General features: G+C 59.7%; 25 protein-coding genes and 1 pseudogene. 11 read left to right on the top strand and 15 right to left on the bottom strand.

Translation table 11 applies throughout. The features are described from left to right. Positions 1–32: 32 nt before the first annotated feature. The 5 genes from K2Y42_RS20755 to K2Y42_RS20735 all read left to right on the top strand — a co-directional run bounded on the left by K2Y42_RS20755 (position 33) and on the right by K2Y42_RS20735 (position 4,206). Positions 33–602 (top strand): DUF305 domain-containing protein, encoded by a 570-nt coding sequence (locus tag K2Y42_RS20755; protein ID WP_291156554.1) that lies wholly within the window; start codon positions 33–35, stop codon positions 600–602. Positions 603–1,050: 448 nt separating this feature from the next. Then, entirely contained in the window at positions 1,051–1,557 is a 507-nt protein-coding gene (locus K2Y42_RS20750; RefSeq protein WP_291156551.1) for a cupredoxin family protein, read from the top strand. Between the two features lie 48 nt (positions 1,558–1,605). Next, positions 1,606–1,968 (top strand): copper-binding protein, encoded by a 363-nt coding sequence (locus tag K2Y42_RS20745; RefSeq protein ID WP_291156548.1) that lies wholly within the window; start codon positions 1,606–1,608, stop codon positions 1,966–1,968. Positions 1,969–2,066: 98 nt separating this feature from the next. Continuing rightward, positions 2,067–2,846, top strand: coding sequence for a response regulator transcription factor (locus tag K2Y42_RS20740; protein WP_291156545.1), 780 nt, complete (start codon positions 2,067–2,069; stop codon positions 2,844–2,846). Between the two features lie 22 nt (positions 2,847–2,868). Beyond that, positions 2,869–4,206, top strand: coding sequence for an ATP-binding protein (locus tag K2Y42_RS20735; RefSeq protein WP_291156542.1), 1,338 nt, complete (start codon positions 2,869–2,871; stop codon positions 4,204–4,206). 4 nt (positions 4,207–4,210) lie between these two features. Here the strand turns inward: K2Y42_RS20735 and K2Y42_RS20730 are convergent, their stop codons facing one another. From K2Y42_RS20730 to K2Y42_RS20720, 4 genes and pseudogenes are all read right to left on the bottom strand, one after another. Then, positions 4,211–4,813, bottom strand: a complete 603-nt coding sequence (locus K2Y42_RS20730) for a signal peptidase II (protein ID WP_291156539.1) — start codon at positions 4,811–4,813, stop codon at positions 4,211–4,213. Positions 4,814–4,878: 65 nt separating this feature from the next. Beyond that, positions 4,879–4,959, bottom strand: a pseudogene (locus K2Y42_RS21340) (integrase core domain-containing protein); the annotation flags it as partial. 892 nt (positions 4,960–5,851) lie between these two features. Then, positions 5,852–6,601 carry a hypothetical protein gene (locus tag K2Y42_RS20725; protein ID WP_291156537.1) on the bottom strand — a complete coding sequence of 250 codons (750 nt, stop codon included), beginning with the start codon at positions 6,599–6,601 and terminating at the stop codon, positions 5,852–5,854. Between the two features lie 1,298 nt (positions 6,602–7,899). Continuing rightward, the gene (locus K2Y42_RS20720) at positions 7,900–8,511 is read right to left on the bottom strand and encodes a recombinase family protein (protein WP_291156535.1); all 612 of its coding nucleotides are present in this window, start codon (positions 8,509–8,511) and stop codon (positions 7,900–7,902) included. A gap of 150 nt (positions 8,512–8,661) precedes the next feature. Here K2Y42_RS20720 and K2Y42_RS20715 point away from each other — a divergent pair, with 150 nt between their 5' ends. Continuing rightward, entirely contained in the window at positions 8,662–9,000 is a 339-nt protein-coding gene (locus K2Y42_RS20715) for a hypothetical protein (protein ID WP_291156532.1), read from the top strand. Between the two features lie 3 nt (positions 9,001–9,003). Here K2Y42_RS20715 and K2Y42_RS20710 read toward each other — a convergent pair whose 3' ends face one another. Beyond that, on the bottom strand, positions 9,004–9,774 hold the full coding sequence (locus K2Y42_RS20710) for a hypothetical protein (protein WP_291156530.1): 771 nt from the start codon (positions 9,772–9,774) through the stop codon (positions 9,004–9,006). A 324-nt stretch (positions 9,775–10,098) separates the two neighbouring features. Between K2Y42_RS20710 and K2Y42_RS20705 the strand changes: the two genes are divergently transcribed. Continuing rightward, complete coding sequence (locus tag K2Y42_RS20705) at positions 10,099–11,910, top strand: ParB/RepB/Spo0J family partition protein (protein ID WP_291156527.1); 1,812 nt, start codon at positions 10,099–10,101, stop codon at positions 11,908–11,910. 43 nt (positions 11,911–11,953) lie between these two features. Here K2Y42_RS20705 and K2Y42_RS20700 read toward each other — a convergent pair whose 3' ends face one another. The 5 genes from K2Y42_RS20700 to K2Y42_RS20680 form a co-directional block, all read right to left on the bottom strand. Beyond that, positions 11,954–12,121, bottom strand: coding sequence for a hypothetical protein (locus K2Y42_RS20700; RefSeq protein ID WP_291156524.1), 168 nt, complete (start codon positions 12,119–12,121; stop codon positions 11,954–11,956). A gap of 265 nt (positions 12,122–12,386) precedes the next feature. Then, positions 12,387–13,787, bottom strand: a complete 1,401-nt coding sequence (locus K2Y42_RS20695) for a glycine-rich domain-containing protein (RefSeq protein ID WP_291156522.1) — start codon at positions 13,785–13,787, stop codon at positions 12,387–12,389. Continuing rightward, positions 13,780–14,055 carry a hypothetical protein gene (locus K2Y42_RS20690; protein ID WP_291156519.1) on the bottom strand — a complete coding sequence of 92 codons (276 nt, stop codon included), beginning with the start codon at positions 14,053–14,055 and terminating at the stop codon, positions 13,780–13,782. The genes K2Y42_RS20695 and K2Y42_RS20690 overlap by 8 nt, the downstream gene beginning before the upstream one ends. Positions 14,056–14,427: 372 nt before the next feature. Next, positions 14,428–14,562 carry a hypothetical protein gene (locus K2Y42_RS20685; RefSeq protein WP_291156517.1) on the bottom strand — a complete coding sequence of 45 codons (135 nt, stop codon included), beginning with the start codon at positions 14,560–14,562 and terminating at the stop codon, positions 14,428–14,430. A gap of 9 nt (positions 14,563–14,571) precedes the next feature. Next, positions 14,572–15,630, bottom strand: a complete 1,059-nt coding sequence (locus K2Y42_RS20680) for a hypothetical protein (RefSeq protein WP_291156515.1) — start codon at positions 15,628–15,630, stop codon at positions 14,572–14,574. A gap of 657 nt (positions 15,631–16,287) precedes the next feature. Between K2Y42_RS20680 and K2Y42_RS20675 the strand changes: the two genes are divergently transcribed. Further along, positions 16,288–16,548, top strand: coding sequence for a hypothetical protein (locus tag K2Y42_RS20675; RefSeq protein ID WP_291156512.1), 261 nt, complete (start codon positions 16,288–16,290; stop codon positions 16,546–16,548). Between the two features lie 64 nt (positions 16,549–16,612). On the opposite strand, the gene K2Y42_RS20670 is transcribed toward K2Y42_RS20675, so the two are convergent. The 4 genes from K2Y42_RS20670 to K2Y42_RS20655 form a co-directional block, all read right to left on the bottom strand. After that, positions 16,613–18,532 carry a type IV secretory system conjugative DNA transfer family protein gene (locus tag K2Y42_RS20670; protein WP_291156510.1) on the bottom strand — a complete coding sequence of 640 codons (1,920 nt, stop codon included), beginning with the start codon at positions 18,530–18,532 and terminating at the stop codon, positions 16,613–16,615. Further along, positions 18,532–19,113 carry a hypothetical protein gene (locus K2Y42_RS20665; protein WP_291156508.1) on the bottom strand — a complete coding sequence of 194 codons (582 nt, stop codon included), beginning with the start codon at positions 19,111–19,113 and terminating at the stop codon, positions 18,532–18,534. Before K2Y42_RS20665 ends, K2Y42_RS20670 begins: the two co-directional genes overlap by 1 nt. Positions 19,114–19,178: 65 nt before the next feature. Continuing rightward, complete coding sequence (locus K2Y42_RS20660; protein WP_291156506.1) at positions 19,179–20,483, bottom strand: hypothetical protein; 1,305 nt, start codon at positions 20,481–20,483, stop codon at positions 19,179–19,181. Between the two features lie 24 nt (positions 20,484–20,507). Next, the gene (locus tag K2Y42_RS20655) at positions 20,508–20,876 is read right to left on the bottom strand and encodes a hypothetical protein (RefSeq protein WP_291156504.1); all 369 of its coding nucleotides are present in this window, start codon (positions 20,874–20,876) and stop codon (positions 20,508–20,510) included. A gap of 46 nt (positions 20,877–20,922) precedes the next feature. Here K2Y42_RS20655 and K2Y42_RS20650 point away from each other — a divergent pair, with 46 nt between their 5' ends. The 3 genes from K2Y42_RS20650 to K2Y42_RS20640 all read left to right on the top strand — a co-directional run bounded on the left by K2Y42_RS20650 (position 20,923) and on the right by K2Y42_RS20640 (position 24,399). Next, positions 20,923–22,095, top strand: a complete 1,173-nt coding sequence (locus K2Y42_RS20650; protein WP_291156502.1) for a hypothetical protein — start codon at positions 20,923–20,925, stop codon at positions 22,093–22,095. Between the two features lie 548 nt (positions 22,096–22,643). After that, entirely contained in the window at positions 22,644–23,000 is a 357-nt protein-coding gene (mobC, locus tag K2Y42_RS20645; protein WP_291156500.1) for a plasmid mobilization relaxosome protein MobC, read from the top strand. Beyond that, positions 22,990–24,399 (top strand): relaxase/mobilization nuclease domain-containing protein, encoded by a 1,410-nt coding sequence (locus K2Y42_RS20640; protein ID WP_291156498.1) that lies wholly within the window; start codon positions 22,990–22,992, stop codon positions 24,397–24,399. The genes mobC and K2Y42_RS20640 overlap by 11 nt, the downstream gene beginning before the upstream one ends. A gap of 12 nt (positions 24,400–24,411) precedes the next feature. Here the strand turns inward: K2Y42_RS20640 and K2Y42_RS20635 are convergent, their stop codons facing one another. Then, positions 24,412–24,588, bottom strand: a complete 177-nt coding sequence (locus K2Y42_RS20635; protein ID WP_291156495.1) for a hypothetical protein — start codon at positions 24,586–24,588, stop codon at positions 24,412–24,414. Positions 24,589–24,736 lie beyond the last annotated feature (148 nt).

Below are 24,736 nucleotides of genomic sequence, written 5' to 3'. Positions count from 1 at the left end.
TGTCAGTGCTAGAGAGTAAGGAGCTGTCGCGCATGAGCGATCAACACACGCCCCACAATCCCACCACTCCTCCTCAAAAAACCGGAACTGCGCGGCATGGATCGGCGGTTGGCAGCGGCGACAACGCGACGGGCCATGGCGCCCACACTGGCAGTCCGTATTGGCGTCTCGCACTCATGCTTCTGATTTCTTTCGCGGCAATGTTCACGCTGATGTACGCGATGGTCAACACTTTCGAGAACGTCGTTCCGAACATAAACCAATTTTATATGGCTGGCCTGATGACTGCGCCAATGCTGCTGATCGAGCTATGGCTGATGCGGTCAATGTACCCTAACAGCCAGCTGAATATTGCTTTGTCTGCTGTCGGGCTGATTGCGCTTCTTGGTTTCTGGCTGGGAATCCGTGAGCAAGTCGCAATCGACGATCAGCAGCTCTTAAAATCGATGATCCCGCATCATGCTGGCGCCATCCTCATGTGTGAAGAGGCCGAACTTCAAGTTCCGAAAGTGCAACAACTCTGCAACGGCATTATAAGCGCGCAGAAGAGTGAAATTGCTCAGATGCGAGCGATAATAGGCGAACTTCAGGCACAACGTTAAGCTTTTGCAGGCTCCCGCGAACGCTGCCGTGTCGGTTTGATCTCCGGTTCTTGTTCAGCTGCCATCTCCTGCTTGATTATCTCTACTCACGTAGGCTGCTCACGTGAGCCCAGGTTGATTGGCGGATCTCGTCCCTACCGTTTCGCGTGTGTTCGCAATCACCTTAAGCGCCTTCAAGCGACGGGGTACCGGGTCCGTGCGGCCGCTGATGCGGTGCTTGCGGCACACGTCCGCTGTCTAACGCCTCGCTTCCGGTTGCAGCCGATGCTCCCCTCTGAACCGGCTGTTACGCATCGCCCGTCCCCCTTGCGAGCTCACAGACCGGTCGTCGCAAGGACGCGATAAACGCTGCAAAGAAACAATTTGTAACAATCGAGACATAAAGCGGTAGAGCGCGGTCCTTAGCGTCATTTGGCGCGATCGGTGCAGTTGGTTGAGGGATATTTCTATGAGAACGCGGATCAAGAAGTCGAAGTGTCTGCTGTTAATGGCAGCAACCCTGGCTCTGCCGTTTGCCGCTACGATAGTCGCGGCAGAGCCGGGAGAGACCGGGCATACGCACAAAGCCTTCGACGCGGGCGAGCCTGGTGATCCTGCTAAGCCGGCGCGGACCATCGCTATTGCCATGACCGAAGGCAATGGCGCCATGGCCTACGATCCGCACGAAGTGATCGTGAAGACCGGTGAGCAGGTCAAGTTTGTGATCACCAATAGCGGTGCGCTCGATCACGAGTTCATGCTCGACAGCGTCGAGAAGAATGCGAAGCACCGCATCGCTATGCAGAAAAACCCGGAGATGGAGCATGACGATCCCAACGGACGCCGCTTGAAACCCGGCGGCTCGGCAGAGATCGTGTGGAAATTCTCCAAGGCCGGAACCTTCGAGTTCGCCTGCCTTATTCCCGGCCACTCCGAAGCCGGCATGAAGGGCGTTGTCGTCGTATCGGACAAATAAATCAATATCGAACGCAACACGATTAATTCAAACGAAGGAGTTCAAGACATGAAAATCGGATACGCACTGGCCGTTGCTACTTTGCTTCTCGCCGGACCTCCGGGCGTGGCGAGCGCAGGTGATACTCATGACCCCGCGATGCATCAGGCGGCGGATACGACTGCTGCAGAAAAGCCGGCCGCGTCCCTGCCGCAGGTCAGCGGCACCGTGACGAAGGTTGATGAGGCCGCCGGCAAGATCACGATCGATCATCAGGCCATTCCAAACTTGCAGATGGATCCGATGACCATGGTTTTCAAAGCATCGGATACTGCGCTCTTAAAGGCTGCAAAGGCAGGTGACGCCGTGAAGTTCACGGCGGATAAGGTCAACGGTCAGCTGACCGTAATGAGCCTCGAAAAAGGCAAATGATTGATTGCGCAGCCCAGGTCGACCGAGAGACGCACAACCGGCCTGGGCTGTTATAATATGATCTGCAGAATAAAGATGTTGCCCCGGCGGAAACACGCATGTCTCCCTCAGATCTTCCAGCCTCAGAGCGCGATGAGCGCGATGCCAGTGCGCCGCCGGCCTCGATCACGGATGCCCATGTTCTGATTGTCGATGACGACGGACAACTTCGCCAGCTCGTCGCCAAGTTTCTCCGCGCCCAAGGCTATCGCGTGACGGGCGTCCGCGATGGGCGTGAGATGAATGATACCCTCAAGCTCGTGGTATTTGACCTTATCATCCTCGATGTAATGTTGCCTGGGCCTTCAGGCCTCGACCTCTGCCGGGAACTGCGCAAAACATCCTCGACCCCCATAATGATGCTGACAGCAAAGGGGGATGAAACCGATAGGATTGTTGGACTGGAGCTTGGCGCTGACGATTATCTCGCCAAACCTTTCAGCACACGAGAATTGCTCGCGCGAGTCCGTGCCCTTCTCCGCCGAGCTTCTGTGTCCCCGCACATCGTTCAGCCGCTGAGCGCTGGCGCCTACGCGTTTGAGGGGTGGGTTTTGGATACGCGCAAACGACAACTGCTGAACCCCGAAGGGATCGTGATTGATCTCAGCACGGGCGAGTACGATATGCTGCTAGCCTTTGTCGAAAGCCCGCAGCGTGTTCTGACGCGGGAACAGTTGCTCGACCTTTCGCGCAACAGGGTCGCAACGGGTTTTGATCGCAGCATAGACGTTCAAATCAGCCGTTTGCGGCGCAAGCTTGAAAGTGCGGATGAAGGCGGAATGATCAAGACGGTACGCGGCGCAGGCTACATGTTCGTGCCGACAGTAAAGCGCGTCTGATACGCCTGCGGGCGGAGGTCGCATGAGACTGGTACCTGACACCATTGCCGGGCGCACGATCGCGGTTCTTTTGCTTGGGCTCATAGCACTGCATTTGGCCAGCATATGGGCCTACCAACTAGGTCTTGATTCGGAAGTGGGATTGACGAACGCCGCGCGAACGGCAGAGCGGCTCGTCTCAATCAAATCGACGCTAAGCTGGCTTCCCGCTGAAAAAAGAGAGGAAACCGCCCATACACTTTCCGGGGGCGCGTTGGAGGTTCACTACAGCACGGTCCCGTTGGCTGTTGCCCCTCCGGTTATGACCGGTTCAGCCCGCGCTTTGCAGTCTGAGATCGAAAAACGCACAGAAACCCATCGGGACGGCGGCCTCATCGTCGGGACGCCAGCGCAAGGAACAGGCACCCGCACCGATCCGCACTTGACCCTTGTTTCGATGCGATTGCCAGATGGCGGGTGGGTCAACACCAACATCGCAGTGCTTGGCGGTTCGCATAATTCCACGGGGGCGATCATTGTATCAACGGCTCTGATGGCGCTTGGAGTCTTGGGTATTGCCCTCGGCATGGCCCGGAGCGTGACACAACCAATCCGTAAATGCGCCGAAGAGGCCAAACGTGTCTACGTCGCAAGCGAACCACAGCCGATCCCAGTCGACGGCCCGAAAGAAGTGCGCGAGTTGGCGGCTGCATTCAATGAAATGCAACTGCGCGTCAAAAAACTCGTTGACGAGCGCACCCTCATGCTTGCAGCGATTTCCCACGACCTAAAGTCACCACTAGCCCGGTTGCGCTTGCGGTTGGAGGATGTTGCCGACGAAGACGTGCGCCGCGCCATCGAAACCGATTTCGATGACATGCTGCAGATGATCGGCTCGTCCTTGGAATTCCTGCGCAGCGATCATACCGGCGAAGAGCGCCAACGGCTCGATCTTGGCGCCATTGTCCGGACCATCTGCGATGACTTTGCTGATCAGGGTCAGGCGGTGACACTCGAACGGCAAGACAAGGCAATCTTTACCGGCCGCCGCCTTGCGCTTAAGCGTGCATTCGCAAATTTGATCGGAAACGCCTTGAAGTACGGTCAAAACGCAACTGTTCGCGTGCTGGCCACGTCGCAGAACGTCACTTTGGAGATTGAGGATGAGGGGCCGGGCATTCCCGAGGATGAACTGAAGAAAGTTCTCGCGCCCTTCTATCGCATCGAAGCCTCACGCAGCCGCGATACCGGCGGAACAGGGCTCGGTCTTACGATTGCGCAAAGCGTCATCGAAAGCCACGGCGGTACACTAGAGCTTAATAACCGTCCCCAAGGCGGCCTCTTGGTGAGGGTGGTTTTGGCGAAAGTGGAGCGCTCCTAAGCCCTCAAGACCGACCCTGCCGGTTCCGCGAGTTCAAAATTTTCACCGTCCCTGCAATCAAAAGAAACATTCGCGCAATCTCGCGGTAGCACCCTTCACCTAACTTCTGTGCATGGACATCGCAAACGAGACCGATCTCGCTGCCGAGCGTCTTAAGAAATCTAACTCCATTGCACAGGAGAAAAACATGAACCGGATTATTCTCGCCTTCGCAGCCGCTGCTATCAGTTCCGCAACACTCGTTGGCGGCGCCCAGGCCAATACGATCTGGCGTTACCCTCCCAAGAGCACGCCGTATGCCGTTCCTCATGACCACGCGAAGCCGCCTGCTGGCAAAGTTGCCGCCAAGCCAGTAAAGATGCATGGGCACAGGTGATCGGAGCAACTGAACCCCGAGCAGCGCCGTCATGGCCAAGGTAATGCCGGCCAGCATGAGCGGCCGCTCCGTGAACGTCTCGGTAAACAGGCTGAAGGAAATGCCCTGGTGGAAGCTGAGGCGCAGATTGAAGATTGGGGGCACCGCGTAAACGTCGCCACGCCCAAGTGCTGCCAGCGCCCAAAGCTTTGTAGCCTGATCCAGCGCAAACGCGACGAAGATCGCTGCCAACCCGCATAATCGCGTTGCGCGACGCGTCGTGCGTGGCGTGACCATGTGTAGTCGTCGCGCAGCGTGGAGAACAGCGTCTCGTTCAACAGCTCGTCGCGAAACCGCCCGTTGAAACTCTCGACGAACGTTCTGCTGCGGCTTCTCATTGCAATCTCCCTCTACGCAACGCCTTCACTCTCCGAGATACGCCGTGTGCTTACTTTATCCCGGAAACATTGCGCGCGCCCGGGCAAACCTGCCCCTGTCCTCCGCCTTCTCTCCTTCTGTTGATATCCCGTCTGGTGGCAAGAACCGGCTTGTCACGCTCAAGGCCATCGGTCGGAATTTCTCCCCCATTTCGAACAGCCGACATCTTTGAGAGTCATTCAATCGCGGTGCGGGGGCGTCCCCCTCCCTTTACAGGCAGGGTCACGCTCTATCGGAGCCGCTTGAGCCGCGTCTCCGCCCATGCGGGTGACGATCGTTGCCGCAAGGAGGGTCTCTTAGCACCGGGCGTGAATCATAAACTTCCACATTTGCGAGTGGCACCGAAGCATTTTACCACCACCACATGCTGTCAAAACGCTTGCCCATCACCGGATATCCGCATCTGGCTTTGGCCGCTCAGGACAACCACGCCATAAGCGCCAGAACGCTTGCCGGACTCCGTAAGGCTGGATTCCTCATCGAGGCCGATCGCATCGTTCCCCCTGCGGGAACCTCCAGCCAAGCCGTCATCGCCGCAATCACGGGTGCGTTCCAGGCCGCCAAACACGGTGCCTAGAGGATTGCTCCCGGATCCTTCGATGCTCGGGGCCACCGCAAGTTCGCTTTGCTTTTCGAAGGTCTCTGCGCCCAAGGCCGGGCCGGAAAAGAAAGGGCGAAGGGGAGGCCGGGGCATTGGCGGCAGGGGATGATCGGTGCCGGGCCGCGTTTCGCAGCGATGACAGGCGGTGTTGCCTTAGGCGCGCTAGGCCTAAACAACGGACCGTCGGCAGCGCGCAATTGGCACAATGGCGCGCCATTCACACCTATCCAAACAGCGCCAGCCCGGTAGATCTAGGGCTCAAGATCGACACTGAGCCCGCGCGCGCGGGCTTCCTCGTAATAGTCCTGCCCCGCACCACGGCCCCAATCGTCCGCGTAAATCAGCTTACCGTTGAGGTGCCATTCCCGAATCCCATCCGGCATCACGAACTGCTCAAGTTGCCCGCGCGGATCGGCGATTACGCGGATCAAAGCTACCTCTCCGCCCGTATCGTCCAGGCTCTTGATGCCCGCTGCGCGCGCGTTCTCATAAGCCTCGGGATCGCATCCGGCACCAGCGCCGGTGGGTTCTTCGGGCATCCATTCCCGCTCCCGCTGCCGCTCACTGTCATCGCCGCGAATCCGGCGATCGCTCACGCCAGGCTCCGGAACATAGAGGTGATCCGTGCTGTACCGATTGGGCGTCTCTGCAAGAGGCCCTGTCGCCCTCTCCGGCAAGGTCCGGTAAAAGCTCTCTTGCAGCTCCGAGGGTGCTTGCGAACGCCAGACATCAGGCAAAGGTCGATAGAAGCTCTCGCGCTGTGGCGCCTCTTCGGAGCTTGCAGCGCTCTGCGCCTGCGGCACATGCACGGGCGGCTTCGGCAGCGCGCCCGGCAACAGGCCATACCATCCGATGCGTGCCGGGGGCGCTCCATTCTTCTCCAGGTCCGGCATATAAAGAATGCCGCGTGAGCGCGTCTTGATAACGTGCCCCGGAAGCTGCTCGATCAGAGCTTCGCCGATCGGAATGATGCGCCCGTCAAAGTCGAAACGCTCGGTCACGCCATCGACCCGGTGTTCCCGGAACCCGCTCGGTGCCTCCCAGACCTCCGTCAAGCCCTGTTGCGTTTGACGCCGGTAAAGCAGAGCCTTCCGCGCCTCCTCTGCCGCGCTCCCGGCCATGAGGCCGATATGCTGCGCCCCGTCTTCCTCCCGCTATTTGCAAAGGCCCCATAGGCTGATTGCGCGATCATCAGGGCAAGCCTGGAAACATTTGTATCAAACCCAAATATACGCTTGACGCTCATTCCTTTTCTTTCTGTTTCTAGTTATAGCATTTAACATAAAACGCGATATAAACAGTATGCAGAATATTTCATTGAAATGTCAAAATAATTATCCTGCTTTCGCAAGATATTATCGCAATGCTGACTTAATCGAATTGCAAGGCTTGGCAGATTTTGAATGTTTGATTTTGAATAGTAGTGAGTGTCACTCGTTATCTGCGCGCAATATGATTGCGGCCTCGAGTGCGTTACTGGCATATGGGCCCGTCCCACCTACCCGCACATCGGAAGACGGCTCATGAACCGCCCACTAGTCCCAACACCGCTTCAGCAAGAAATATGGGGCAGCAGGCACGGCCTCCGCGATCGGCTTTGTTCGCGCTACGCCTTGTTCGTCCATGAGACAGAGCACACGAGTGTCGCGAAAATCGCACTGTCCGCGCTTGAAGCTCGAAACCCCGGCTCCGGCCCGCATGACGAGCTCATTGCGGCGTTTGGATATTCGGAGCGCAAATGGGTCTGCGTGCATCCCCTTGGATCTTTCCTCGCCAAGAGCACCAAGCAAGGCCCGTTCTCCCTGCTCGCCATTCTCCCTGCGGCTGTGCCGGCCGAATTGACGCTCGATTGGTCTTACGCCGGCACCTGGCCTCTCCCCGACCTCATCGAGACCGATGAACCGGACCTCACAACAGAGGAGATCTTCCTGCAGGTCATCCAGCGCCGCGGATCAGTTGCAATTCTGAGCGATATCGGGCCCGCGCATCTCCATGTGCTCTGCGGCACAGGCACGAACCTCGTTTGGCGTCCTTTGCTCCCGCTACCTGCAGACATATGGGTCTATCCCGAGTCAGGATCGCAGCACGCTGCGCTCCACACTGTCCCATTGCCACGAAGGCCCGCTGACTAGCAGACCCGCGGTCGGCGCGGCGGGAAACGGTCATCTGCAGAGCGTAGCATCTTGCAAAGCATAGCCGATCACCGCTTGAAATTTTTTCGATGTAGTGCGTTGGGTTTTGCCCGGTTGGGACAAAGCTCTGCCGGGTTTGCAAGATGTTACTCCGCCTAGCGATAGATTTAATGACAGACAGTCAGGCCCTCGCGTTTAAACCCGCGCGTCAGCGTTGCGTGGCAAACTTCTAGGCGTTCGGCCACTTGCCCAATGGGGATACCGAACTGCGTCACGCAGCGGTGGCCTTCAAGGATGGCTTCGATATCAAGGAGTCGCGGCCTGCCGACTTTTTCGCCGCGCTGTTTGGCGGCTGCTAGTCCGAGGACCGTGTTTTCCCGGATCATGTCGCGGTTAAATTCCGCGAAGGCGGCGAAGAGATGAAAGACGAGCTTGCCGCCCGGTGTGGTGGTGTTGATGCCTTCGGCCAGAGAGCAGAAGTGAATGCCATCATTTCCAAAGCGCGCGAGCAGGTCGGAGAGGTGTTGAACTGAGCGGCCAAGTCTGTCGAGCTTGAGGACGACTAGGGCATCACCGCGCCTTAACGTATTAAGCGCCTTGTCGAGGCCGGGGCGGCTGGCCTTGCCGCCGGAAACGCCGTGGTCCTTAAAGATGCGCTCGCACTGCGCGGCCTTCAGCGCGTCTAGCTGCATGCGGAGCTTCTGGTCGGCGGTGGAAACCCGCGCGTAGCCTATCCTGCGCCCGGTCACCTCTATGCTTGGGAGAAAGAATCTCGTCATGACGTCACCTCGTCAAAATCGATCCCTTTTGACGAGGTGCTAGGGGCGCTAGTGCTAGCGCCCAAGATCGGCGGAGTTCCGCCAGTTCCAAAGTGTCGTCCTACCATTCTCGTGCTAGTTTTCCCTCCTCTACAATAACGATCGTTTTAGATGAGCAGAAAGACCCTCACGATTGCAAGCCTGAGTACCATCGTATGCGCCCTCGCTGCGGACGCGGCGGCGGAGGACTTCAAGAGCTCCAGGTTCTTGACCTACACGGCTGAGGCCCAAGCAAACTACATTTCTACGTCTGCTGTCGCAGCCGCAAGCATCGCTGCGCTCAATTCGTCGACACAGGCCAAGTGCCTTGGCGATTGGGTATCCAAGCATCGCGCCAGTGGCTATCAGCCTGTTCTGGATGCCATGCGAAAGTACCCGGACGATCATCCAACGGGACTGATTCTTGCGGTCTTGCAGAAGGAGTGTGGCGCGTTCAAGTATGTGAATTAAGGCTCAGAGCGCCCGAACCGGGGCCGCGATGTCAGCGCTCATCGTAGGGGCTATGGAAGCCGTCGTCCGATGCAGTTCTTCCCTAACCGCTTCGGGCATCTTCTCCTCCATCTCCCGTCTGTATTGCTGCATCTCTTTGGCAGTCGGCGGATTGTCGGGGTCATCCATCCGGTCGCGGAAGCGGCCCAGCGTATCGACGCGAAAGCCTTGAAGCGCTTCAAGGCGAGTGAGTCTGTCTCTGACAGACTCACTCTCTTCTAAAAACTGCTTGTAAGCAGGCTCATCGCCCCGCCATTCGATACCGGCGGCGTCCGTCTCGCTGACCTGGGTGCCGTGTTCCGTCCAGACCTGGCCGCGCTCGTCGCGGAAGACGCGCGTGCCATCCGGCAGCTTGGCGGCTCGACCGAGTGTCTGCTCAAGCTGCACCTGTGCCTCGGTCAGGGCCTCCTGTGCCTTGGCAATGGCGCGATCGGTAGCGGATTCCGCATCGCCTAAGGCGTCCATCGTGCCGTTGTAGAGGTTTGCGTAAGCCGCATTGGTGGCCAGCAGCATCTGGAGGCGGGAGGCGTAGTCGCGCTGCGCTGATTTTTGATCTTGGGATGCGCCGGATCGGCCTTGGCGGCGCTGCTCGACATACTCTGCTGTGTGGAACCGCGCGGCGCGGCCGATGTCGATCCCGGCCAGCTCGCGCTCATAGTCGCGCCGATCTTCCTCACGCTTGGCTGCCGCCTCTGTCTCCCAAGCGGCTTTCAGTTCACCCGTATCGTATCCCAATTCCTAAGCCACACCCTTCGCTATTATGACTATATTGTATCGTATACGGATGTTTTCTGTCAAAATTCACATCCGGCTTTCGGCATTGCGCCTTTCCAGACCGCGCCTCGCAGGAAGGCCGTGCATCTCCCCTGCTCTCCTTTCGCGGGTTCTCTTTCAATCATCACGCCAGTCTGGCCGGGCGCGCCTGGCCGTCAATGCCCCGCCCGCTCCATTCGCGCGGCCCAGGGGCCTCGCTCCCGTGTTGGGCATGACCGCTGCGGCTGAAGCCCCCGGCTCCCTTTGTTGGCGTCTTGAAAGAGAAACCAACGAAAGGAGACCCTCATGTCAGACACACTCACCATCCCGCTCAGCAAACTCACGCTATGGAGTGGCAACGTCCGGAAGACCGGCGCGCGAGACGGCATCGCCGAGCTTGCAGCCTCTATCGCCTCTCACGGCCTGCTACAGCCATTGCTTGTTCGCAAAGCGGAGCGCGGCTATGAAATCGTCGCGGGGCAACGGCGTTTTCATGCGCTTAAATCCCTCGCAAAGGCTGGCAAGCTAGCGAAGAACCACGTTGTAAGCTGTACGCTTGCGACGCATGCCGTCGAAGCCTCCGAGCTAAGCCTTGCCGAAAACGTCGTACGTGCACCCATGCATCCGGCTGACCAGTTCGAAGCCTTCCGTAAGCTCATAGACGACGGCGCAACCATCACCGACGTAGCGGCTCGGTTTGGGATCAGCGATGCCATCGTCACGAAGCGCATGAAGCTTGGCCGTTTAAGCCCGGTTGTCCTTGCGTCCTATCGCAACGGCGAAATCGACCTTGGGGATGCGCAGGCCTTCGCATTGGTCGACGACCACGAGGCGCAGGAACGCGTTCTGGCGGAACTATCCGGCTGGCGTCTCAATCCGCAGACGATCCGGCGTGCCTTGACCGAAAACGAGGTTCCGACATCCGACAAGCGCATGCAATTCATCGGCGTCGAAGCCTATCAGGCCGCTGGCGGCGTGATACGCCGTGACCTGTTCAGCGACGATGATACCGCCTTTGCACAGGATGCCGAGCTTCTGGAGCGCCTTGTAAGCGAAAAGCTTGCAGGCACCGCGAAGGAAGTCGCAGCCGAGGGCTGGAAATGGGTCGAGGTCATATCAGATGTCGACTATTCCTCCTTCTCAATGCAGCACCGCCTGTATCCGGAATGCGCCGATCTCACCGACGAAGAACAAGCCGAACTCGATAGCCTTGCCGCCGAATACGACAGCCTTGTCGATAGCGATGACGAGGACTGCGATCGCTTGAATGAGATCGAATCCCGCATGGGTGCGATCGAGGCGCGTGCTCACGTATGGTCAGCAGGTAAGCTGGCAGTGGCGGGAGCCGTCGTCAGCCTCTTGCACAACGGCGATGTGCATGTGGTTCGTGGGCTTGTCCGTAACGAGGATGCAAAGCTTGCAGCCCAGTTGCGCAAAGGCATAGCGGACGTACCAGGCGCACCAAAGCCAGAATTTTCCTCCGGTCTCATCGAAAGCCTCACTGCTCACAAGAGCGCAGCTCTTTCAGCGGCGCTCTGCTCGAATGCAGAGGTGGCGCTGGCGGCAGTCGTGCATGCACTTATCCTGCGGGCATTCTACCGTAACAACCGCGATGATAGCTGCCTCAAGCTCTCAATCGGTGGCGCGGCCCTGCCGAAGTCCGTCACGGCGGAAACCTGCAAGGGACTCGCTGGCCTTCACACAGCGGTCACAGCGCTCCGCGAGCAGCTTCCGGGTGATCCGGACGAGCTCTGGCACTGGTGCCGTACTCAATCGCAGGAGGCGTTGCTCAATGTGTTGGCTGTGCTGGTCGGCGCGAGCGTTGATGCTGTGCAGCGCAAGGCTGACAGATGCAATGCGCCGCGCCTCTTATATGCTGACGACATGGCGAATGCTCTGTCGCTCGATATGACGGACTGGTTCACGCCCACGGCGGATAACTACTTCAGCCGGGTGAACCGTTCGCAGATCCTTGAGGCAATTGACGAAGCTAAAGGTTCGCATGCACCTGCATTTGAGAAGCTAAAGAAATCTGAGCTTGCTGCGAACGCAGAGCGCTTGTTGGCCGGTACTGGCTGGCTGCCTGTATCCATGCGGGTCAAACCTACAGCCGACTAGGCTGCTTCCTCGGCTGCGCCTTCGGGCGGCGCAGTCGAGTTTTCTACGTGGCATCGAGCGCACGCGGCGCTTCAGCCGCTACATCAAACGCCACGCGCCGGGCCTTCGCTCGGGTGACGATGAACAGCATTTCCTGCTGGAAAAAGCCGTGCGCATCTTCTGCGCGCTTGATCTGAGGGGTGTGGAGGTTGACGCGCGACTTCTGGCGCATATCGCCGATGCCTTCACCGCCCTACGGCCTGGAGAGCCCCTCCAGAAGATGGCAGAGTTCATCCCCGGCGCAAGACCGCACGCGCATCCAGAGCTGCGCTTATATGAGGATTACCGCCGCTATCTGCTTAAGAACCCGCTGGGGACACGATAGATAGTTATTCTGTCCCCGGACACGTTTTTTAGTCCGCTGGCGGTAGCACGTGAGCGCCCGGAAGCCCCACAAACACAAGCCCGCCTTCAAGCTCACCACCACCATCGCACCCCTATGGAATAACCCACACGCGCACTTCGCCACGGGCGCCGGCGGCATTGTGTCCGCCGCCTCCGCCGGGGGCAGTGCCTGCCACGTTCGCGGTGCCGCCGTTGCCACCGTATTGCGACGTTCCTGCAGCACCGGCTTTCGAGCCGCCGCCTCCGCCATACTCGCTTGAACATGCGTTCTTGCTGCCGCGTTCGCCGCCTCCGCCTCCAAAGACAGACGATGAGCAATCGTGGGTCGCGGACGAGATCGATGAGGTTACGCCACCTGCACCACCGCCATAAACTGCGGCGCTTGAGCCGTCGTCCGCATCGGGATCGGTCGTACCGGCTCCGACGATGCTCCCTCCGTTGCCTCCTCCTCCTGCACTACCGCCGGCTATGCTACTGTAATGTCCCTTACCGCCTCCATATGCAGGGGGGAAGCTTCCAAAACTACTGGTGCCACCCACGGTCGGAATAGCGCCTCCCGTACCTCCTGCACCCACGGTAACCGCCACGCTGGCGGGGACATTGCCGGCGCGAAGCTCAAGCTTGCGGTATGCGCCCCCGCCTCCGCCACCGCCGGCACTTGAATTACTGTGTCCACCACCGCCACCGCCCCACAGCTCGACAACAATCGCCTGGTTCGGATCGACTCCAGCCGGCTTCGTCCACGTACCGCTCGCTGTGAGTATCTGATAATCCCCAGCTCCGCCGCCGCCCGCAGGCGCCGCCCAGGTGTTATCGCCGCGCAGAAAGGTCGTGGCTGAGGCCGTGCCTGTGGCGGAGAGGTCGGCAAGGGCAATGGTGGCATCAACGATCTTTGACGCGTTGACCGAGTTCGCCGCTAGATCGGCCAGCGCCACGGTGCCATCACTGATATCCGCCGAAGCAATCGCGGCGGTTGCGCAGTCAATCGCCGTGCCGCCGACATTTGCCTTACAAAAATTGCTGGCGGTGGTCGTCCCCACCTGCGGATCGGTTTCACTGAGCGAAGGCGCGGCCCAGGTGCCGTCCCCGCGCAGGAAGACAGAACTGCTGGCCGTGCCTGTGATCGAGAGTTTGGACAGTGCGATGGAGCCTGCAAGGTCGGCGTTCGCTACGCTGCCATCCGTTATCTCGGCTGAGCCGATGGCGTTCGTGGCAATCGTCGCAACAACCGATCCCGCCCCGGAGGCTGTAACATCGCCTGTCAGCGCCGTGATGCCGCTTGTGCCCGAGCCCGTCGCCGATTGCCATGCAGAGCCATCGCACATGAGGGTGATCTCACTCGAATCCCGGGCAACGCTGGCGTTCCGGCGCACATAGCCTTCTTCGGCGGCGGTGCAGGGATCACCCGGCTTGGTGTCCGTCCCCGCAAGCTGCGCCCAGCTTGGCGCGGCTGTTGTCATCAGAATGAACAGCGCGAGGAGAAGCCTATTCATCTTCGGCCTCCGTTCGCGCGGCAGCGATCCGCATCTTGATGTGGTCGGGACCGGTATCGGTCAGGGTGCTGCCGTACTCTATGCCGTTCACGACATGGAGACCGGCCTTGTCAAGGAGAGCCACAGCCTCATTGTCGATGATGAAGATGAAGGCCTTAGCCTCTTGATCGATCTTGAGCCGCGTGGCTTCCTGCTGTGCGGCCTCTTGCGCGAACGCTGGAAATACGATGGCCGCCAGAGCGGCGACGGATGCAATAAATCTACGCATAAACTCCCCCTCGAAATGTCTGTTCAAAACGAAACGGCCACCGGAAGGGGCTGCCTTCTGGTGACCGGGAGTTGAGAACCGCTATGTAATGACAACGGTGCGGCAGTCTTTAGCCACACCTGTCGGTACGAGACCGTGCAGGCGGCAAGCCTGAACATGCACTGCCGCCTCCCGGTCCAATTCCCGAGAAGCGACATCCATGGCGCGCTTCGCCATTTTGTGAGGAAGACGCACCAAGTAACGGCTGATGCCAACCGCATTACATAAAGGGTTCTCACACCCCGGCTGGAAAACTCCAACTTCTTCTATTCTATATTTTTTTCGTCATAATTGAAACAATTATCAATCCGGATGAAAAAATCCCGCGCCCGATCAGATTTTCGGGCGCGGGAAACGTCGCTTGCGGCGGCGACTTTTTAGGGTCGGCTGCGGGCCGGAGTTTTTGAACTGCTTGTCAAACCTCCGGCCCGGCGCGTGCGCCACGCGGAAGGCATCGTTGAGGGCCATGTTCCGCCCCTACTCTGCCGCGATCTGCGGGCTGCTCGGGGCTTCGGCTTTCGCCAGCGCCGCCTCGCGCCTCTGCTTGATCTGCTCCGCCGTGGCGGGGCTCAAGATGCGGCCGTTGATGAGGCCGATGCTGGAACGCCAGTTGCGTTCCATCGCATAGCCAGCATCCTTCAGCCCCTTCTTTTCGTCCTTCGAGAACGCGGTGACGCGATCCGGCACGATGTTGGCCGCCGGCACATACCGGTCATAGCCGACATTCACCGCCGCGAAGGCTGCCTGCAAGCTTTCCGGCTTGGTGGTCGAGAGCATCGCATCCTCGCTCGCCATCACGATTTTGGTGGCGAAGCGCGCCGCATCGGCTTCCGGATACTTCCGCGCCAGATCTTCCTGCTCCTCCTCTAAGAAGGAGCGGAAATATTTGACGTTGCCGCGCACGGCATACTCGCCCGGCTGGATCGGCACGAGATCGAGGCCCTTGGCCTTCATCTCGATAATCGAGAGGCGGCTCAGCTTGGGCCTGTCATCGCCCTCTAATGCGACCTGCGCCCGGAACGCAGACGCATCGATGCGGAGCTTCTCCGCTATCCGCGCGCGGGCGCGATCATCCAGCTCCACGATCTTGCGGATATTGTCGCGGTGGACATGCGCCCCGTTGCCGACGGGTACGAACCGCATTCTGCGCTCATTGAGCTGCTCGATGCTTTTTGTCCCCCAGACGGATGTTAGATCGCCTGCGAGAACGATGCGCGTCTTGAACTTAGAGGCATCGATCTTTCTGGCATCCGCCAGTCCTTGGCGGTCGCGTTCGCTGAGCGGCTCAACCTGCCGGATATGTGCACGCGGGACGTAGACGCCCCCGCCAACATATACGAGGGGAAACTCGCCGCTGCGAAGATCGGCGACCGATTGCTCGGTCATGACAGGGGATGAGTCCCCCGCCATTACGATCTTCGCTTTCTGAGGACCGTCGCGGCTTTCGCCATCGACGATCTTCAAGTAGCGGATCACCCCAAGAGGAATTTCTTTGGCTTCGCCGCTGGTCGTTTTTACTTTTACGTGTCTAGTCATTTTAAGTACTCCTTTACAAGTATGGGTTGTTTACATAATTGATATACAATTACCATAAGTAGAAATTGCCGTTCAAATAAAATTTGCATTTCCAAATTTCAATTCGGTTTTCTGGCGTAAATAACAATTGCGCTTGTCTAACGATAGCCCGCGGTGAGTGAGCGTTTCCGCGTCGGTTCGCGGGCTGGCGCAAAGGGCAAAACTTTTTTTCGGCGCGCTGCATTGCTGCATACGATTGCATGGACGCACACATGCCAGTCGAGAGCTGTCGGATGGATTGGGCGGACGTTTGATCGCCTACCCTATGGCGGGGAAAGTTCACTTCAGAAACGCTGGCAGCACGTTCTGGCCGCTTCGTATCGTTGGCGTGAAGCCGATGCGGAGCGATAATCCGAGTGGAAGCAGGATTGGTAGCGCGCATTCAAGCGCATCCCGTTCAGCCCTTTCGTCGGCGCAGGGATATCCAGCCTTAGAGCCACGCGCTTATCGCGGACGCCGCCGGCACGGGCGTGCGCCCTTCGTCAATGCCCGGCCCGCACCACTCCTGCTGCGCAGGACCGTGTAGGGCATGACGATCCGGCTTTCAGCGCCGCGATCTGGTTCGCGCATGGCTGGATGATCCAGCCCGATAAAAGACAAAACGAAAGGATGACCATCATGAGCAACTCACAACCCAAATCCAAACCCCTCTACCGCGTCAGCTTCGCCGGCTTCATCGGCAAGGACGACAAGGGCAACGACCGTCTCGGCTCCGCCCGCGAGATCGGCAGCGTCTGGCCCCGCAAGGACGGTAAGGCTCCGATCATCCGCTTCGACATCATCCCGATCGAGCTCACCCAACGACAAGGTGTGCTGTTCCTCAACCCCGTCGGCAGCAAAGATGACGCTGCGCCGGACGAGGCAGCCCCTCCCGCCTAGACCATCCCGCCAACAGGACAGGCCCGCGCTGCAAAGCGCGGGCCCCCGCCTTGTCGGCAGCGTATCAATCATGTGCTCGCCAGAGGATGAGCGGGCAATCCGGTCCCATCCGATGATGGCTGTACCAGCCCAGATAATTACACGAGACATAGACCGGCGCGTCGTACGTGCCGTAAGCCTTGTACGAGACTCGCAGATGCGGCGAGCCTTGGGAAAACAACCCGTACAGCAGAACACCAGCAATCATCAGCCGCGCTGTCGGAACCAGTGCGCGCATGAGGTAAACCTTGGCTACGCTCCAGCTGACACTCGGCGGTTTCGGAAGCAGGCTTTCGCGCGCCTCGCCAAGCACGATTGGCCACGGCGACCGGATCAGTTTCAACCGGGCGCGAAAGCGCTTGGCCCCGTGCAGCGGATTGGCATCAACATACCGGCGCTCCGGCCATGTTTCGTGCCAGCCGACCGTGCGGCACAGGAAGGGCGGATGCCCACCGACCAGAACGATTTGCTGGCCATCTGGCAGAAGTTGCAGTTCACTTTGAGTCATCAGCGGGCGCGCAACCGCGCTCGCATTTTCCGACACGCCGCTCGTGTTGCCCATGCCGAAGCTCGATGCCTGCGTTGTATGACTACCGAGCATCGGCACGAGCCGTGCGGCCGTATCAGCAGAAATCGAGCCGAAGAAGATTTTTACCTTCGTCTGGGATTCGATTACGCTCTGCCCCGTTCTTTCATAGACTCGAGCCAGATCTGCTAACTCCTGCACAATGATGACGACCCGCACACCGTAGGCGCGAAGGACCGTAAGAAGTCCCGGCAGATTCTCGACGGCAAAATTTGCAGCCTCGTCGAGCAGCGCCACCACTGGCACCGCATTGTTGCAGCGCTGAAGCTCCAGCATCGCCGCCCAGTTCATAAGCGCGACCCACTCCGCATAGGCTTTCATGCGGGTCATGTCGCAGCAGAGATAGACCGTCATTCTTTGACGCTTGAGATCAGAGAATCGGAACGTGCAGGACTGGCTCATCTTTGCCAGTCGGCCTGATGCCGCGAAGGGCGCAAGCGCAAGCGCAGCACCGTTGACAAAGGACTGGAACTCTCCCGAGCTGTCCTCGTGGTTAGCCAGCAGGCTTTCGGCCATCGCCGCAATGTCGCCGTTCAGAGCCTGCTCGTTTCTGATGTCTTTGAGAAATACTATGAGCTGCCGTCTGTCAGTCACGAGTCGCTGGACTGTGACAAGCGTGCATTCCGTTGGTGAGCGGACCGCCAAGCCCAGAATGCAAATCACAATCAGACTCCTGGTGCCGTCGCGAAAGTGCTGGTTTTTATCTTTGGTTGGCGGGTCCTTGTGGATCTGGAATGCGATGGCACGCGCATCAGCCACTGCATCCTGTGGGGAGAGCGCCAGATCGTCGAGCACGATTTGGCAGACATTGTAGGCGTCAGGGCTCGTGCCATCGAGAATGACAATGCGATGTTTGAACCGCTTGGCGCGGTACCGCTTCGTTTGTTCTGACAACTCCTTTTTCATGTCAGTCACAAACATGGAATGCTCAACCATCAGCAGCTGCTGCATGGCGAACTTCACTGTCTTGCCTGCACCCGTTGGGGCTACGATCAGCGTATGCGTTTCGTTTTCAAAGGTGGCTACCCGGCCCTCGTGCAGGCCGATGAAGAGCCACCCTCTATTGTAAAGGCCTGCCTTGAGCGCATCGATCTGGTCCCCCCAGCGCGCCGATCCATGCACGATTGTCGGGGTCGCCATTTTGATCCTGCGCAGCAGCTCGGGTAGCGTGCTCAGGAGTCCAAGCATTACAGCTCCGGCCGACAAGACAATCATCGCCCAGACGACTGGTCGTGCGATGGCCTGCCAGTCAGCCGGCAGGCCATCGAGCGTTTGCGTTCCGTAGGCCAGGTACAGAAGTCCGCACAGAACAAGCGCGGGCTTCATCAGCGGCCTTGGCTGATTGCGCTCCTCGGCCATTACGAGACCTTCGACCACGGGCAAAGGTTGCGGGCGGTCTCCAAATCGGCAGCGCTCCACTGGAAGCGCGCCATTCCAGCCGCATCAACAGGCAGCGGCACTATTCTTCCATCCGCTTCACGCCGGGCGAGCGGTACGCGCGGGTCAAGACCGCCCTGGTCTTCGATAGCCCAGCAATAGGCCACAAGCAGACCGGAACGCGCCGCGCTGTCGGAGTAGAGAGCGCCGACTACAAGGGTCTTGCCGTTGTGAGCGTCGCCGCTCTCGAACACCATGTCGTTCCCCGCCGCAGCACGTTCGGCGGCTTCCTTCGCGATGGTTTGCGCCCTGATATCGGCATTCAGCTTGGCCTCGATCTCTTTGCCACGCTGCACCGCGGCGTCGATCTCGACCTGGATGCACTTGACATCTTGCTGGGTTGGAAGGCCCAGCGCACAGCGGGCATCGGTCCAAAACGGATCATTCGGCGGAATGAACTTGTGAGCGATGGCGTAGGCGATGAGTGAGCCCGCCGCCATTGTCACAATGGTGAGGACGCTGAGAAGCAGCGCACGGCCGACATACTTGCTGATGATCTTCATGGTTTTGACCCTTTAAGAGCTGTGGGGATTGAGCGGGCCGGCGACCCGCCCATTTTGCGTGAGCGTCAGCCGCGATCCTTTCCACGGCTGTCTTTCGTCGAGCCCGATCCGGACTTGCTGAGCAGCGCGTCCGGGATCGTCGGATCGAGATCGAGGAAGCCGTTGAATCTCGACTTCTGCTGGCGGCGGCGCTTGCCGGCCGCCGCCAGTTCGAGGAAGGCCATCATGATGAGCGGAAAGAGATCGATGCCGACAGCCAGCGCCAGATTAGGGATCGAGCGCAGGATGTAGCGGAGCGACACGTCCGTCAGCGTGACGCGCTCGGCGCGACGAGATGAGCCCGCGTTGTCGTCCGGCATTGCGGCAAGCACCGCTTCGAGCGCTGTGATTGCCCCGGAAACCTGCTCGCGCAGCGCATCCAGCAGCGCACGCTGCTTCGCGCCGAAGGTGCCTCCGTCATCGGGCATGTTCGGCACGCTGGACTTGAGCGCAGCCAGCGCTGCTTCTGCCGTTTCACGCAGGCGCGCGTTGCGCACGCTGCGCAGCAGCGTCTCAACATCCGCCTGACCCTTGCGGAACGCCGCTTCGCGATCGAGCACCGGAACCACGCGTTCGTTGACGGCGCTCGACAGCGTCTGCAGCGCGGTGCCCAGGCCCGCGGCCTGCTGCTCGATCTCCGATGACTTCGCGTCGAGACTTTCTGCCGATGTGCGCGTTGCCGTGCACGCTGCGAGCAGCGCCTGGCTGTACTTGCCCACGCCCTTGCTGCCCGTGCCGAGGCCTTGCGTGATTTCCGCTTCATAAGAGGCGCACGTGCTGGCCGCTACGGACTGCAGTGCCGGAATAACGGCACGAGCCCGGGAGGCCTGTGCAGTAACCGTGTCGACCGTCTCAGCCATGTTGTCGACGGCCTCGCTCATATACAGGATGAGCGAGGCGTGACCCGATAGGCCGACGAAGTTGTACCAGGTCGAAACGGCAAGCGCCCATGCCGTGAAGATGATTGCGAACACATACGCTGCAAGCCGGAGGTACCAGCGGCGCATGCGGGGTGTCAGACCCAGGATGATATGCCAGCCGACGAACAGCGTGACCGTAACGGCCGCGGCTACCAGTACGGCATGCGTCACGGCTTCGAAGCTCAGGCCCATGTCGCGCTCGCGTTCCGCGAGCACGCCCTCGAAGCACATGTAGCCGCTGATGAAGGTGAGCAAAACGAGCGTGACCTTCAACGCCGCCTGAGCGCCCGCGGATTCCCACAGCCGCTCGCGCTCCATCATTTGGTGCTCGGGATCATCATCGGGGTGCATGCCGATCTTCCACTTGAGTGTGGGAGCCTTCGGCTGACCGCGATTGCTAAAAATGGACATGGAAACTCGCCTCCTCTCGGCTCGTTATTGGTCGGCTGCGGCGGCAGACATCACGTGCCGCACCAGTCGGTTGATTTCTGGAAGTTCGGAATCGCCGCCTTCCGCCAGTACCCGGCGGAGCGCATAGGCGTGCATGGCATCGGCCCCGACGCGCAAAGCGATGCGCTCGATATCTTGCTTGCTAAGCGTGTTGGGAATGATGGCTGAGAACGGGACTTCGCCGATCCGCTCGACGGCGATCCCGCGGCGTGCTTGCGCCTGTAGGAGCTGCGCGCCCTTGCCCACGCACAGAGCCGTGAATGCGCCAACGCATTCCGCGTCATTGCACAGGGAGTCGGGCATCCAGCTCCGCAGGCCGCCCCCCAGGCTTCTCTTTTGTGTTGAAGTCTTCATGTTCGTGCCTTCACATCGCCGAAAGCCCACAAGCGGACGGTCGGACATGAGAGACAATGAAGGGAACACTCCGGGGAAGTTCACGGGGAAGACTGTTCCCCTCGGCCGCAAATCAGCTTCTGTACCGTCAGCCGAACGAGCCGCCCGGCCCGCCTTGCACGACCGGTCGAGCCTCGTATTTCCCGACGCAATGAAGGAGACGGCGCGCCAGATCCTGCTGCTCTACAAGCAGCACACCGGCTTCGGCATGGAGAAACTGCGTATTGCCATTGCTGGCCGCGACTGCAAGGTCCTAACCAAAGACGATCTCAAGCACTGGCTCGGCTACCGGAGCATCCTCGGAGACCGGAAGTTTCAGTATGTCGATCAATTCATCCGCTCGCTCGACCAAACGACCCTTCCTGACGATATCCGCCATGTGCTGCTTGAACAGCAGGAGGGCTATCTGCGGGATGCGATGATCCGCGCGCTTAGATCCAGCGTCTACACCGGCGAACAGAAGCAGGCGCTCCACACTCTCCTCAGCCACACTGTCTACGGCCAGCTCTTCTGTGAAGTCCCCGGACAACGGGAGGTCCGGCATATCGAGGAGATGATTATCTACCCGTGGCTGCTCTTCATCCAGATTGGAAAAGTGAGCGATGGCTTTGGGCCGGTCGATGTATTTGCGGCCCGTCCTTCCAAAGCCGAACTCGCCAAGAACTACATGGGTGAAGACCTGCTTGATTGTCTTGATATTGGCCGCGATGGTTTCTTCCATATTTTATCGGGCTACCTGATGGTGACCTCTGCAGGCAACCGGATATTCGGTTGGCCCGACGCGGCTATCACCCTGGTCAGGCGAACGATACCCTATTTCGAGGATGACGCTTTCAGGTGCCTCGACTTTCCCGATATTGTTACTACCACCTGCCGCTTCTTTAATTTGCCGGAGCAAAACCACTATGCCCTTTCCACAAACTTCCCGATGCCGTTTAACTCCAACGCCAGCATGCTTCCGCATTTTAGGCCGTGGCTCGCGCGTTTCCATCATGGTTATGAGATTGCAGGCATCGACAAGGAGCTAGCTGCTCAGCCACTAAAGCTGGCTCCCCACTGTGCCCATAGTTGGGGCCGCGTGTCAGACCGCGCTCGCTACGACCGCGCAATTCTTGTGAGAGCGCTTGACGACTCACCCTCAACGAACCTGCCCAGCCGTTCACCCTCAGACGAAGAATAATTCAGCAATCGCATACATCAGCATGTATGTTGTTATAAATTGCGATTCCGATTTGATCATATAAGCTGCAGTGTTGCGGCGATCTGATTCAATTCTCTTTTCATAATCCTTGAGATCAATAAACGCATTATGGCAAATTACCCTCGTTGACGAGGAGCCAGATGTGTTTTTGCTATGCAAAAACTCCGCCTTCGGGGTCGCAATTCAGGATGAAAGCTGCGCTTTCCGTTCCTGACTGCTCCCATCCTCCGGCTCATCTGGTGAGGAGACGTTGCCCGTCTCCCTCAACCCTCTCGGCCCATGGGGTGATCGCACCCCCTGGACCCGCGATAAGGGGCGTGTGCCTGCCCCTCAACCCAGCACCGGCGTCTCGGCCCCGGTGCCGAGTCAGGAGCGTCCCTGCCCCTGACAACCCAGGGCAGAGACAGTCTTCGCCGTCTCTGCACTCTGCGAGGAGCGGACCGCCGCTCCACTGCGGCCAGGGCGTGCCCTGGACCCGCTCTGCTTTGCGAGGACGTGTGTTGTGGGCAGTGAAAGGAAGGAGAGAAATGCGTGGCCCCGCTCAAAAGACAGGCCGACCGGTCAAGCAGCCGAACGAACGCCGCTGCTCGCAGATGAATATCCGCCTCACCCTTGCGGAGGCGGAATACATTCGCGTGCAAGCTGCGGCCGCCGGCCTGACCGAAGCGGAATATATGCGCCGCGCGGCCATCGGGCTCGCGGTCAAGCCCGCACGCGCCCGCGCCGACGCCGCTCTCATCAGCGAGCTCAATGCCATCGGCAATAACGTGAACCAGCTCGCCCGCGCCGTGCATCGCGGCCGGGACCTTCCGCCATTCTGGAAAGCCATCGCCGGCCGCCTCACCACTCTGCTCGACGAGGTCGCGGCGCGCTATGGTTCCTAAGCTTATCCGCGGCAGTTCGTTCAAAGGCGCAGCCGGCTATCTGCTTCAGGATATCGGTGCGGATACGCGCGCCCGCGTGGCATGGACGGAAGTCCGCAATCTCGCCTCGTCCAGCCCGCAAACCGCCTGGCGCGTGATGGCCGCGACCGCGATGGACGCCGAGCGGCTGAAGGAGAATGCGGGCATCAAGGCGACAGGCCGCAAGAGCGCCCAGAGCGTCCTGCATCTCGTCCTGTCCTGGCATCCCGAAGAAGCAGAGCACCTCGACCGCGAGCAGATGCTGGCCGCTGCCGAAGGCGCGCTCAAGGCCATCGGCGCTTCCGACAGGCAGGCCCTTATCATTGCCCATAGCGACTCGGCCCATCCGCATATCCACCTGCTCATCAACCGCGTCTCGCCGCGGGACGGACGCATGCTGTCCAGCTCAAAGGAGAAGCTAAAACTCTCCAAATGGGCACAGCGCTATGAGGAGGAGCGCGGAAAAATCTATTGCGAGGATCGCGTCCTCAACAACGAGGCCCGCGAGCGCGGTGAGTTCACGCGCGCCGCGAAGGGCATCCCGTGGCAGATCATGAAGGCCGAGCGTCTCGCGCGCGAAGCCGCCAACGACAATCCGGACAAGACACAGCAGATCCGCGAGAAGCTCCGCGCCCGCATGGTCGTTGTCGGCCGGTCGATGCGATCCACCATCAATCGTCACCGCCGCGAATGGCAGGCGCTGGAAGATGGATTTCGCGTGCAACGCCGCGAGATCGCACAGTCTTTTGCCAAGGCGCGCGTCCGGGCGCGAGAGCTGATCGTGCAGGAGTTCAGGCCGCTCTGGCGTGACAACCGCCGCCGCGAGCAGGAGGACTTGGCGCGTCTGGCGCAGGACGAGCGGTCCCTGCTGGGCCGCGCCCGTTCGGTTCTTCGGACGATCGGCCACTGGCGGAGCATACTGGAAGGCGATCGCATCCAGGGAGCCAGCCTGATCTGGAACAGCATGTTCTCGGCAGAGGCGCGAAAGCAGATTTTGCAGGAAGAGCACGCAATGCGCCGGGCGGCGATGCAGAATCGCCAGCGCCAGGCCATCCGCCGCGAAGTCCTGCCGATTCATGCCGAGCACCGCCTGCGGCTTCATTCGGCGGCAAAGTTATTCATCGCCGAACGCTCTTCGCTTGTTCTTGGCCACAGCGCCGACCGCGCCAAACTGCGCGCGCAATGGTCGGCGCTCCGGCAGGAACGCGCTGAGGCCTATGCGCAGTTGCGCGCTTCGCACGAACATCGAGAGACGTTCAAACAGGCAGCAAGTGCGGAGAGCTATTTCGAAAAGCTCAAGGCCATGGCAAGGGCTGAGCGGGAAAAGACCGCCGAGCAGAGTAATACACGAGGCCGCGACCGGGGGCGGGAGCGCGACTAGACGGCGGGGCTATTAGCCCCGCCGCGGTTGTGCCTGCTCTGCGCGCACCGCCTCGATCGAGGCGTGGCAGCAGCGCTGACTGCTTTCATCGCATGCGTCATTGGCCAGATCGTTGAACAGCACTCTCAGGAAAGAGTGCAGCTCGCTGTCGGTGCAGGACGCCGCTTTGTTGCGTGAGATGATGAGCATGGTTGTTTCCTCCGTTTTCAAAGGAGGCCCCGACCATCGGAGCCTTTCGGGCTCCCGCCGCCACCATGCCCCGAGGGAAGGCTCCGATGGTTGGGTGTCTTGAATAGGAGGAAACGACGCAAAACAGCGGATCACGCACACGGCAAGA

Source organism: Hyphomicrobium sp. (genome assembly GCF_019744875.1).
Taxonomy (GTDB): domain Bacteria; phylum Pseudomonadota; class Alphaproteobacteria; order Rhizobiales; family Hyphomicrobiaceae; genus Hyphomicrobium_C.
The sequence above is the reverse complement of the archived record's forward strand: the minus strand, read 5'-3'. Positions and strand labels throughout refer to the sequence as shown.